This is a genomic window from Vibrio algicola, from assembly GCF_009601765.2.
GTDB lineage: Bacteria > Pseudomonadota > Gammaproteobacteria > Enterobacterales > Vibrionaceae > Vibrio > Vibrio algicola.
This window is the reverse complement of record NZ_CP045699.1, coordinates 2,246,182-2,257,538: the sequence shown is the minus strand read 5'-3', so window position 1 is coordinate 2,257,538 and position 11,357 is coordinate 2,246,182. Positions and strand designations below refer to the sequence as shown.

At 42.9% G+C, this 11,357-nt stretch carries 12 protein-coding genes; 10 read left to right on the top strand and 2 right to left on the bottom strand.

Translation table 11 applies throughout. The annotated features are described in order from the left end of the window. Positions 1 to 16 precede the first annotated feature (16 nt). The 6 genes from rluA (at position 17) to rplI (ending at position 3,414) form a co-directional block, all read left to right on the top strand. A complete protein-coding gene (rluA, locus tag GFB47_RS10255; protein WP_153447881.1) occupies positions 17 to 754 on the top strand; it encodes a bifunctional tRNA pseudouridine(32) synthase/23S rRNA pseudouridine(746) synthase RluA in 738 nt (245 codons plus the stop codon). A gap of 42 nt (positions 755 to 796) precedes the next feature. Then, a complete protein-coding gene (locus GFB47_RS10250; RefSeq protein WP_153447880.1) occupies positions 797 to 1,783 on the top strand; it encodes a D-2-hydroxyacid dehydrogenase in 987 nt (328 codons plus the stop codon). Positions 1,784 to 1,973: 190 nt separating this feature from the next. Beyond that, a complete protein-coding gene (gene rpsF, locus GFB47_RS10245) occupies positions 1,974 to 2,372 on the top strand; it encodes a 30S ribosomal protein S6 (RefSeq protein ID WP_153447879.1) in 399 nt (132 codons plus the stop codon). Positions 2,373 to 2,378: 6 nt separating this feature from the next. Then, positions 2,379 to 2,681 (top strand): primosomal replication protein N, encoded by a 303-nt coding sequence (gene priB / locus GFB47_RS10240; protein WP_153447878.1) that lies wholly within the window; start codon positions 2,379 to 2,381, stop codon positions 2,679 to 2,681. 16 nt (positions 2,682 to 2,697) lie between these two features. Continuing rightward, positions 2,698 to 2,925, top strand: a complete 228-nt coding sequence (rpsR, locus tag GFB47_RS10235) for a 30S ribosomal protein S18 (RefSeq protein ID WP_027695404.1) — start codon at positions 2,698 to 2,700, stop codon at positions 2,923 to 2,925. A gap of 36 nt (positions 2,926 to 2,961) precedes the next feature. Beyond that, on the top strand, positions 2,962 to 3,414 hold the full coding sequence (gene rplI / locus GFB47_RS10230; RefSeq protein WP_153447877.1) for a 50S ribosomal protein L9: 453 nt from the start codon (positions 2,962 to 2,964) through the stop codon (positions 3,412 to 3,414). A gap of 236 nt (positions 3,415 to 3,650) precedes the next feature. Here the strand turns inward: rplI and GFB47_RS10225 are convergent, their stop codons facing one another. Continuing rightward, positions 3,651 to 4,397: a DUF481 domain-containing protein gene (locus GFB47_RS10225; protein WP_178306492.1), complete on the bottom strand. Its 747-nt coding sequence runs from the start codon at positions 4,395 to 4,397 to the stop codon at positions 3,651 to 3,653. 396 nt (positions 4,398 to 4,793) lie between these two features. On the opposite strand from GFB47_RS10225, the gene GFB47_RS10220 reads away from it, so the two are divergent. From GFB47_RS10220 to pgi, 4 genes are all read left to right on the top strand, one after another. After that, positions 4,794 to 6,188: a replicative DNA helicase gene (locus tag GFB47_RS10220; RefSeq protein ID WP_153447876.1), complete on the top strand. Its 1,395-nt coding sequence runs from the start codon at positions 4,794 to 4,796 to the stop codon at positions 6,186 to 6,188. Between the two features lie 48 nt (positions 6,189 to 6,236). Beyond that, positions 6,237 to 7,313 carry an alanine racemase gene (gene alr, locus GFB47_RS10215; protein WP_153448215.1) on the top strand — a complete coding sequence of 359 codons (1,077 nt, stop codon included), beginning with the start codon at positions 6,237 to 6,239 and terminating at the stop codon, positions 7,311 to 7,313. Between the two features lie 23 nt (positions 7,314 to 7,336). Further along, a complete protein-coding gene (locus tag GFB47_RS10210; protein WP_153447875.1) occupies positions 7,337 to 8,647 on the top strand; it encodes a BamA/TamA family outer membrane protein in 1,311 nt (436 codons plus the stop codon). 281 nt (positions 8,648 to 8,928) lie between these two features. After that, complete coding sequence (gene pgi, locus GFB47_RS10205) at positions 8,929 to 10,581, top strand: glucose-6-phosphate isomerase (RefSeq protein ID WP_153447874.1); 1,653 nt, start codon at positions 8,929 to 8,931, stop codon at positions 10,579 to 10,581. A gap of 113 nt (positions 10,582 to 10,694) precedes the next feature. On the opposite strand, the gene zur is transcribed toward pgi, so the two are convergent. Next, positions 10,695 to 11,138, bottom strand: coding sequence for a zinc uptake transcriptional repressor Zur (zur, locus tag GFB47_RS10200; protein ID WP_153447873.1), 444 nt, complete (start codon positions 11,136 to 11,138; stop codon positions 10,695 to 10,697). Between the last annotated feature and the right edge of the window lie 219 nt (positions 11,139 to 11,357).

The window sequence follows — 11,357 nt, the reverse complement described above, 5'->3', positions numbered from 1 at the left end:
CTAGAGAACCTCATTTATGGCTTTACTCGAATACCTTCCTCCTACCGAGCCTTGGACGGAGATTGTTTATCAAGATCAACATATATTAGTCGCCAATAAACCGGCGGGCTTGCTTTCGGTTCCTGGGCGATTAGCCGAACACTACGACAGCATTTGGAGCCGTCTGCGTGAAAGCTACCCGAATATTGAAGTGGTGCATCGGTTAGATATGGCCACCTCTGGCTTAATGCTATTTGCGTTAACCAAAGAAGCAGAGCGGCATATAAAAAAACAGTTTCAATACCGACTGACGCATAAAATTTATTATGCTCGGGTATGGGGCTTGGTTGAACAAGATCAAGGTGAGATTGATTTGCCTTTAATTTGTGACTGGCCAAATCGGCCAAGACAAAAAGTGTGTTATCAAGATGGTAAGCCGTCACTCACCCGTTATCAAGTGGTGGCGAGAGAGGCGAAAACGACTTTAGTGCGCTTATTGCCTATCACAGGCCGATCGCATCAATTGCGAGTGCACATGATGGCCATCGGGCATTCGATAGTGGGGGATGAGTTTTACGCCACTGGTGACGCGTTCGAGTTTTCTGACCGTTTACAATTGCATTCGGCTGAGCTAAGTTTTTATCATCCGCGTGATAATCAACTCGCCACTTCGTTTGTGGAATGTGATTTTTATTCCACCGCTGAAGCGCAAATTTTGCAACACTTTAGCGCGCTACCCGAACTGCCAGATTATAAAACACTGGTGTCATCTTAAATCATTGTGTTTACACCTCGCATGATTAGAAAAGGATTTCTTATGCCAATCACGTCTAGCAGTTTACCCAGTAAGCCAACGGTTATTTTTCTCGATGTAGGGACGATCCCCGAGCAGATTAAAGTACCGAACCTGACCTTTGAGCATCAATGGCAGCAGTTTGACTTTACCAATGAAGAACAAATTATTGAGCGGATTCATGCGGCAGATATTGTGATCACGAATAAAGTCAAACTGAGCGCTGAAGTTCTCGCTTATGCGCCTAATTTACGTTTAATTGCGGTGGCGGCAACCGGAACCAATAATATTGATTTGGACTATTGCCGTGAAAATAACATTGCGGTGAGCAATGTTCAGGGCTATGCCACGCGTTCGGTGCCAGAACACACCATCGCGATGATGTTTGCTTTGAAACGTAACTTGGTGGGGTATCATCAAGATATTGCAGCCGGTGTATGGCAACAACAAAAACAGTTTTGCTTTTTTACCCATTCGATCAGTGATGTTGCAGGCTCGACTATGGGGGTCATCGGTAGTGGCAGTTTAGGTAAAGCGGTCGCCAAACTGGCAGAAGCGATTGGAATGCAGGTGATATTTTCAGAGCGAAAAGGCGCCAAAACGTGCCGAGCTGGATACGTTGCATTTGAACAAGTATTAGCACAAGCCGATGTATTAACGCTGCACTGCCCATTAACCGAAACCACCACCAATTTAATCAGTCAGCCCGAGTTGCAAGCCATGAAAGCCAATGCGATCCTCATTAATGTTGGACGCGGTGGTTTGGTGAATGAGCATGATTTGATCGAGGCATTAAAAAGCCAGCAAATCTCCGGCGCAGGGTGTGATGTATTTACCCAAGAGCCCGCCGATGAAAGTAACCCATTGATTGCCAATATGGACTTACCTAATTTAATTCTGACGCCACATGTGGCGTGGGGCAGTGATTCTTCTATTCAAGCTTTGTATAATATATTGATGGATAACATTGTTAAATTTCAACAAGGTAGCCGTCAAAATAGAGTGGTGTAACTTCAGTTTGTAGGTTTGAACGTTAAACGTTTTATTTTCTGAGTCCAATTGCCGATATTTCCCTTGCCTAAATTGGTTGCCTCTTATACAATTCGCCGTCCTGAAATCTCGGTCTTTTATTTTTTTCGTTCCTTGTTTCCTCCGGACGGCCGAGCCCATGTGGAAACTAATAATCCGTAAGGAGCAACCTATGCGTCATTACGAAATCGTATTCATGGTGCACCCTGATCAAAGCGAGCAAGTTGCTGGCATGATCGAGCGTTACACTGGTTCTATCACTGAAGCGGGCGGTACTATTCACCGTCTAGAAGATTGGGGTCGTCGTCAAATGGCTTACCCAATCAACAAACTTCACAAAGCTCACTATGTTCTTATGAACGTAGAAGCTGGCCAAGAAGTGATTGACGAGCTAGAAACTGCTTTCCGTTTTAACGATGCAGTTCTACGTAACATGATCATGCGCACTAAAGGCGCTGTGACTGAGCAATCAATTATGCTTAAAGTACGTGAAGAGCGTGCTGAACGTGCTCCACGTCGTGAAGAACGTGAAGAGCGTTCTGAAGCTAAGCCAGAAGCAGACGCTGAGTAATATTTGATGACCAATCGATTGGAGTTAAGCGGCAGTGTCGTAAAAGCTCCAGTTAGAAGCCTAAGTCCTGCCGGCATCGCCCATTGCTTTTTTAGCCTTGAGCATCGTTCGACAGTGATGGAAGCCGACTTACCTAGACAAGTTTATTGTCGTATACAGGTTGTCGTTAGTGGGCAAAGGTCGCAAGCATTAACTCAACATTTAGTTTTAGGCAGTAACATTAAGGTAGGTGGCTTTGTCGCTTATCAGATCGGCCGAAATGGTTTGGGAAAATTAGTGCTACATGCTGACAACATTACTCAAATTTAAGATCAGGAGATAGCCCATGGCTCGTTTCTTCCGTCGTCGTAAATTCTGCCGTTTTACTGCAGAAGGCGTACAAGAGATTGATTACAAAGACGTATCAACTCTTAAAAACTACATCACTGAAGCTGGTAAAATTGTACCTAGCCGTATCACTGGTACTAGCGCTAAATATCAGCGTCAGCTAGCTCGTGCTATCAAGCGTTCTCGTTATCTAGCACTTCTTCCATACACAGATAAGCATCTGTAATTGGTCGCAGTTAAATAATTTAAGAGGACTCAGATAATGCAAGTTATTCTACTTGATAAAATTGGTAACCTAGGAAATCTTGGCGACCAAGCAAGCGTTAAATCTGGCTACGCTCGTAACTACCTTATCCCACAGGGTAAAGCAGTTATGGCGACTAAAGCTAACGTTGAAGTTTTTGAAGCTCGTCGCGCTGAATTAGAAGCTAAAGTTGCTGAGCAACTAGCTGCTTGTCAAGCACGTGCTGATAAAGTTAACGCATTAGAAGCAGTTGTTCTTGCTTCTAAAGCAGGCGATGAAGGTAAACTATTCGGTTCTATCGGTACTCGCGATATTGCTGATGCAATTACTGCTGCTGGCGTTGAAGTTGCTAAAAGTGAAGTTCGTCTTCCTGAAGGCGCACTACGTAACATTGGCGAATTTGATATTAGCATCCAACTTCACTCTGAAGTTTTTGCTGAAGTTAAATTACAAGTTGTTGCTGCTGAGTAATTTCAGTTCAGAAACAATGAAAAAACCGACTCTCGTAGTCGGTTTTTTTTCGTCTGAATGTTGAGCGAGATAATGATACCAACTCCATAAATTTAATCATCGTTCAAAATTGAGTACAGAGAAAAGTGTCAAAGGCCATGGATGGGCTTTCTCAAGCGACTAAGGATGGATCAGCGTCTTTTCGCGTATTCAAATTGATCAAATATTAAATGGAATTAGTATAACTACGATGGGTATTATTTAAAGCTAAACAATAAATTGATAGTGACAGTACTGTCGGTTTTTTCTAAGTTGTTGGGAACGCGACTTAAATGCTGACGGGATTGGGCAATTTTGAGTGCGATGCTTTCGGATATTTGATTGACAATGCTGATTTCAGAATCAAAACGAGTATTGCTTGAACCGGAAACCACCGTACCTTCAAAGTTAAATGAGGTATTTTTAAATGGTTTCCAGAAGGCATTAAAGTTAGCTCGAATAATGGGTTCATTCACATTTTCCGGGAAAATGGCGTCATCATCATCGATCTCATCAGTATTGGGTTCTTGATAACGATAACCCGGACCGAATTCGACCTCTACTTTCATATCTTCGGTATTGGTGACTTGATAACCTAAACCGGACGAAATAGTGTAATCATGGAAATAAGAATCATATTTAGAATCGATTCCTTTAAAGTTACCGTAAGCATACATTTTAGGGCTGAGCTTATAGTCACTTTGTAACTGGTAGGTTTGCTCGCGTTCATCGACTTTGCCATCTTCATTTTTCATGTAGATTTTGATTTCGCCATTATTGCGTAAGCGACCTTTAATGTAAGAAAGTGATAGGCGGGTATTTAATGATTGTTCATCGTCATTGCCTTGCTCGGAGCGGTAACCAAATTCAATCTCTGATGTCCAAGGAGAGGGTTCTTGTGGTGCCTCATCTTCCTCTTTATTATCATCTTCATTTAATAATTTGGCAATCGCGGCATCATCGATTTCGCTATCGGTAGTATTGTCACTCTCAGGCGCTTGTGTTTTTGAGGCAGCAGGATTCGCACTTTGAGTCTCATCTGAAAGTGAGGTAACAGGATCTGGTGTTATCTCTGTTGATGTTGTATTGGCATCAGCACAATAAACTTGTCCGCTACACAATAAAAACAACAGAGGCAATAAACGTTTTGACGCCAATTCACTTACCTAAGTTAATCAAACTAATCGTTAATCAAACCAATAGCTCATAAAATAAAGAGTTAATAAAACCATGCGATTATAGCCGAGTATAATAACACGGCGGTCATTATAGAGTTAATTCTGTATTTTATGCGATCGTGTGATTACAAATCGACACACTCCGTTATAATGGACGACTAGAATCTGCAACCAAGTGATCCCATGGCTGATAATCAAACTCGAAAAATTATCGACTCTCAAGTCGATGCTCTTAAAGTACCACCGCACTCTTTGGAAGCGGAGCAATCTGTTTTAGGTGGTTTATTACTTGATAATGAACGCTGGGATTCTATTTCAGGCAAAGTGGTCGGTAAAGATTTTTATAGTCGTCCGCATCGTTCTATTTTTGGCGCGATTAAATCGATTCTAGATGATAATCAACCATTAGATCTGATCACTTTATCAGAACATCTCGAACAACGCGAAGAGTTAGAATCGGTTGGAGGTTTTGCTTACTTAGCTGATTTAGCAAAAAACACCCCAAGTGCTGCCAATATCAATGCTTATGCAGATATTGTATGTGAGCGAGCGGTGGTACGCAGTCTAATTGGGATTGCCAATGAAATCGCCGATGCCGGTTATGATCCGCAAGGTCGCAGTTCGGCCGATTTATTGGATATGGCCGAAAGTAAAGTCTTTGCCATTGCCGAAGAGCGTACAACCGAAAACGAAGGCCCTCAAAGTGTTGATACAATTTTAACCAAAACTCTTGAGCGGATTGAGATTTTGTACCAAACGCCACAAGATGGTGTCACTGGTATTAATACCGGTTTTGGTGATCTGAATAAGAAAACGGCGGGACTACAAGGTTCGGACTTAATTATTGTGGCGGCGCGCCCATCGATGGGTAAAACCACCTTTGCGATGAACTTATGTGAAAATGCCGCCATGGATCAAGACAAGCCTGTGTTGATTTTCTCTTTAGAGATGCCCGCTGATCAGCTCATGATGCGTATGTTAGCCTCACTCTCTCGGGTTGACCAAACTAAAATTCGTACCGGTCAACTTGATGATGAAGATTGGGCGCGGATTTCCTCGACGATGGGAATTCTGACGCAGAAAAAAAATATGTATATTGATGACAGTTCGGGACTTACGCCAACTGATTTACGTTCTCGCGCTCGTCGTATTGCGCGTGAAACTGGAGGGTTGTCGATGATCATGGTCGATTACTTGCAGTTAATGCGAGTGCCAGGCATGCAAGATAACCGTACTTTAGAAATCTCGGAAATTTCACGCTCATTGAAAGCGTTGGCCAAAGAGTTAAATGTTCCGGTGGTGGCACTGTCTCAGCTGAACCGTTCTTTGGAACAACGCGCCGATAAACGTCCGATTAACTCGGATTTACGTGAATCGGGAGCGATCGAGCAAGATGCGGATTTAATTATGTTTATTTATCGTGATGAAGTTTACAACCCTGAAAGTGATTTAAAAGGGATCGCGGAAATCATTATTGGTAAGCAGCGTAACGGCCCAATCGGTTCGGTTCGATTAACCTTCCAAGGGCAATATTCCCGTTTTGATAACTATGCAGGCCCTGCATTTGATGATGAGTAACTCAATCGTATGAATGACAGTTCAAATCCAACGGCAAATAATAATGCTTTGCAGGCTGCAACCGCGTACGTTAATTTATCCGCGCTTAAGTCTAACTTAGCACGGATAAAGCAACAGGTGCCATCGAGTAAAGTAGCGGCAATCATTAAAGCCAATGCCTATGGTCATGGCGTAGTGCCTGTCGCGGTGAGTTTAGGCGACGCTGATGCTTTTGGTGTTGCTCGTTTAGAGGAAGCGATTGAATTACGGACCGAAGGTATCGAAAAACCAATTTTATTATTAGAGGGTTTTTATGCCGCCAGTGATGTGAAAATGCTTAGCGAATATGATTTACAAACGGCGATTCACTGTGAAGAACAACTGCTGGCTTTAGAACAAGCATGCCTCACTAAACCGATCACGGTATGGCTAAAAATCGATACCGGAATGCATCGGTTAGGGGTTCGGCCTGAGCAGGTAGAGCATTTTATTGAGCGTTTAACCGCGTGCGATAATGTGCAACAACCGCTGTGCTTTATTAGTCACTTTGGTTGTGCTGATGAATTAGATAATCCGATCACAACGCAACAAATTCAAGTGTTTAAATCTCTAACCGATAACCTAGGTCCGCGCTCTCTGGCGGCATCATCTGGTATTTTAATGTGGCCTGACAGCCATTTTGATTGGATCCGACCGGGTATCATTATGTATGGTATCTCGCCTTTTTCGGATTCTAATGCTCAACAATTAGGTTTTCAGCCAGTAATGACGTTGACTTCACATTTGATTGCAGTGCGGGACGTTAAAGTGGGGGAAAGTGTCGGTTATGGTGCGACGTGGACCTCAAAGCGAGATACTAAAATGGGCGTGATCGCGATGGGCTATGGTGATGGTTATCCACGCACTGCGCCCAACGGGACACCAGTTTTGGTTAATGGTCGTAGAGTTGAATTAGCCGGTCGTGTGTCGATGGATATGCTTACGGTGGATCTTGGACCTGATAGTCAAGATGAGGTCGGTGATGAGGCTATTTTCTGGGGCGAGAATTTACCTGCAGAAGAGGTGGCGCAGCACATAGGCACCATTGCTTATGAATTGGTCACTCAACTGACCGGCCGCGTAATATTAAAATATACTCAGGAATAACACCTTCGATGCATGGATTGGCAATGATGTTCAAATCGCTTTTATCGCCACGCCAGATCTTACTTGCCGGCGTATTAGTTTGTACCTCATTGTCGGTTAGTGCTAATGGACCTAAAAGCTTACCAACCCCAAGTAACCCAACTGCAGACAATACTCAATCGTCATCTGAAACTCACACAAAAGCGCAATCAGGTTCTGGCTCATCATGGTATTCCGATTTTAAAGTCGTGCCTTTTGGTTTTATCTCTAGCAGTATCGGTAACTCGATTGGCGCGGCAGGGGTATTAAAAGGTGCCGGTCAACCCCAAGCGGCTTTAATTGGTGCTGGTTTTGTGTCTGATAAAGGCAGTTATATGACCTATTTGGGGGGGTATAACTACCAAATAGCCAATAACTGGTTATTGAATATGGATGGTTATAGCGCTCGCTTTAAAGATTATGACTACTATTTAGGCGCGAACTCGCACAATAATTCCAACTATGACGATTCGGTAGAAAGCGATGGCCAAGAATCACGCTTGCAAGCTTCTTTTCGTTATATTCTGCCAATCGGCTTAGGGGCAGAACTGGGAGGAGCGGCTGGTTTCGCGCCAACTCGAGATGTGACCTCGGCCAACCCTCTAAAAAGTGGTGTCTCCACCTTATGGATCAGACCTTTCTATAAAACGCGTGATTTAGATGATTATGAGGATTATGAATCAAATTCCACTTGGGGAGTTGAGATCAAAGCGGATTGGGATAATCGTGATGATATTCGTAATACCACCACCGGCTCTCGCACTCAACTCGGTTTAACCTATGCGCCCGACTTGGGTAACGATAACCCTTGGACCACATGGGAATTTCAAAACAGTCAATTTTGGGATTTAGGTTCGCTGGGCAAATTATTCAACAAGCAAGTCTTAGCGTTTGATTTTTATACGGCGGGTACGCCAAGTTGGGATAACGGCAGTGCGGGTAATGAGCACCGTCCGCCAGAGTATGCAGGCGTTCGCCTTGGTGGCATATTTCGTCAGCGTGCTTTTTCCGGTGGACGATTTACCGGACGAGCGGCAATTAACTACAGTTTAGAATACCGAGTCATGCCCGACTGGCAGCCACTGCAAAATTGGCCTATTTTTGACTTGTACAATGTGCCTTGGTGGCAGTGGGTGGTGTTTACCGATATTGGTCGAGTGGCAGATGACTATGATATCTCAACCTTGCATAAAGATATGCAAACCAGTGTTGGCGGCGCGATCCGTTTCCAAGTTGAAGGGGTTGTGGTTCGAACCGAAATGGCTTGGGGCGATGAAGAAAGTATCTTCCGCGTCATGATTAATCAGCCATTTTAAATTTGTTAACTTACATCAGCTATTTTAAAACGATTCAAAACGACAAAAGCTACAGAGATAGGTAAGACCAGTATCAATGATATAACGCAATATCGATCATAGAAATCGTTGCGATAATCAAAACAGATAATAATTAACCATACCGCCAAGTTAGTTGAGTGGGTATGTGCTCAATAATTTCAATGAAGATTGAGTGTGAATTTATTTTTAATCGGGGGTTCGCTTTATCGGTATGTCATCGATAGAGAGGAATAAATCCAACAGACATCAGGATCATCATCATGCTGAAAAATATTAATCCAACCACTACCGAGGCGTGGAAAGCGCTGACCGCTCACTTTGAAAGTGCGCAAGATATGGAACTCAGTGAGTTGTTTGCCCAAGACAGTGCGCGTTTCTCTCAATTCTCGGCTAAATTTGGCTCGGAAATTTTGGTGGATTACTCTAAGAATTTGATCAACCAAGAGACCATGACTCACTTATTCTCTTTGGCTCAGCAAACCGAATTACAATCTGCGATTGATGCCATGTTCAATGGTGAAACCATCAATAAAACCGAAGGCCGTGCGGTATTGCATACTGCGTTGCGTAATCGCAGCAACAAACCTGTTGTGGTTGATGGTCAAGACGTGATGCCTGCCGTTAACGCGGTATTGCAAAAAATGGAAGCGTTTACTAACCGTATCGTTTCAGGTGAATGGAAAGGTTACACCGGAAAAGAAATTACCGATGTTGTGAATATCGGAATCGGTGGCTCAGATCTTGGCCCATACATGGTGTCGGAAGCATTGGCATCAAGCAAAACACGTTTGAATATGCACTTTGTCTCTAACGTAGATGGCACTCATATTGTTGAAACATTAAAAGATTTAAACCCAGAAACGACTTTGTTTTTAGTGGCATCAAAAACCTTCACCACTCAAGAAACCATGACTAATGCTCATAGCGCTCGTGATTGGTTCCTAGCCACAGCAAATGACAGTGCCCATGTTGCAAAACACTTTGCTGCGCTTTCAACTAATGCTAAATCAGTCGCTGAGTTTGGTATTGATACTGACAACATGTTTGAATTTTGGGATTGGGTCGGCGGTCGTTATTCACTTTGGTCGGCAATTGGCCTATCAATTTGTTTATCGGTTGGGTTTGATAATTTCGTTGAGTTACTCGAAGGCGCGCATGAGATGGATAACCACTTCTCAAGCACAGAGTTTGAGAGCAACATTCCCGTGATCTTGGCGTTAATTGGTATTTGGTACAATAACTTCCATGGTGCAGAGTCTGAAGCTATCTTGCCGTACGATCAATATATGCACCGTTTTGCCGCTTACTTCCAACAAGGCAATATGGAATCCAATGGCAAATGTGTTGACCGCAATGGTGATATGGTTGATTACCAAACAGGCCCAATTATTTGGGGTGAGCCAGGAACTAACGGCCAACATGCGTTCTACCAATTGATCCACCAAGGGACCAAATTAATTCCGTGTGATTTTATCGCGCCAGCTATTAGTCATAATCAAGTGGGCGATCATCATCAAAAACTGATGTCAAACTTCTTTGCTCAAACAGAAGCGTTAGCGTTTGGTAAAAGCAAAGCCACGGTTGAAGCTGAGTTTGCGGCGGCAGGAAAAACTGCTGAAGAAATGAAAGATTTAGTGGCATTTAAAGTGTTTGAAGGCAATCGTCCAACCAACTCAATCTTAGTCAAGCAAATAACCCCTCGTACATTAGGTAACTTGATTGCTATGTATGAACATAAAATCTTTGTACAAGGTGTGATTTTAAATATCTTCAGTTTTGATCAGTGGGGCGTAGAACTTGGTAAGCAATTAGCAAACCAAATCTTACCTGAACTTGCGGATGCAAAAGCGGTGGATTCGCACGACAGTTCAACCAATGGTTTGATTAACGCATTCAAAGCGTTTAAAGCTTAAGTTGATAACTAGTCACCATTTCAGATAGTAAGTGGAATGGTTATAGCAAATAAAAAGGTTGGCATTGCGCCAACCTTTTTTGTGTCTTGGATTTAGAGATCTAGATATTTAGCTTACACGCAGTTTTTGCAAGTACCATGAGTTTCAATCACATGGTTAGTCAGCTTAAAACCATGCAGATCGATATTCTTGGTCAGCAGCGCTACTAACGCTTCATCTTGCAACTCACTGACATCACCACATTGATCGCAAATCAATAAATGTGAAAAGTGCTTATGTTCATGGCTATGCTCACCAAAAAAACAGCATGAAACAAAGCTATTGGTCGATTCAACCCGATGGATAAAACCTTGTTCTAGCAGAAACTCCAGCGCGCGATAAACCGTCGGTGGCTTAGCTTGTGGTTCATTGATTTTTAATTTATCTAATAGCTCATAAGCGGTGGATGAGCCTTTTTGTTGCCAAATGAGCTCTAGCACTTGTTGGCGTTGCGAGGTTAAGCGAACCCCTTTTTGCTGACAACGTTCAAGAACTTGCTGTAATAAGCGTGTATTCAAAATAAGAACCTTTCTTTATAAAAACACGGAAATTCGTGCTTGGAGTCGCTGAAATAGAGTAGTCGAGCTGAATTATTCAATGGTGTATGCCATTTGTGCCTATGGTAAAATATTTAGCCTAATAATTCAGAGATATTTATCCCATTAAGACTGCCATGAAAAATTACCCATTACAAAGATTCAGCGTCGCTCCAATGTTGGATTGGACTGATTTTTAAT

Bases quoted from the DNA above. Each gene is read 5' to 3' on its own strand.
- rluA (WP_153447881.1), top strand. From the start codon at position 17: ATGGCTTTACTCGAATACCTTCCTCCTACCGAGCCTTGGACGGAGATT.
- priB (WP_153447878.1), top strand. From the start codon at position 2,379: ATGACCAATCGATTGGAGTTAAGCGGCAGTGTCGTAAAAGCTCCAGTT.
- GFB47_RS10250 (WP_153447880.1), top strand. From the start codon at position 797: ATGCCAATCACGTCTAGCAGTTTACCCAGTAAGCCAACGGTTATTTTT.
- rpsR (WP_027695404.1), top strand. From the start codon at position 2,698: ATGGCTCGTTTCTTCCGTCGTCGTAAATTCTGCCGTTTTACTGCAGAA.
- rplI (WP_153447877.1), top strand. From the start codon at position 2,962: ATGCAAGTTATTCTACTTGATAAAATTGGTAACCTAGGAAATCTTGGC.
- GFB47_RS10220 (WP_153447876.1), top strand. From the start codon at position 4,794: ATGGCTGATAATCAAACTCGAAAAATTATCGACTCTCAAGTCGATGCT.
- pgi (WP_153447874.1), top strand. From the start codon at position 8,929: ATGCTGAAAAATATTAATCCAACCACTACCGAGGCGTGGAAAGCGCTG.
- GFB47_RS10210 (WP_153447875.1), top strand. From the start codon at position 7,337: ATGATGTTCAAATCGCTTTTATCGCCACGCCAGATCTTACTTGCCGGC.
- rpsF (WP_153447879.1), top strand. From the start codon at position 1,974: ATGCGTCATTACGAAATCGTATTCATGGTGCACCCTGATCAAAGCGAG.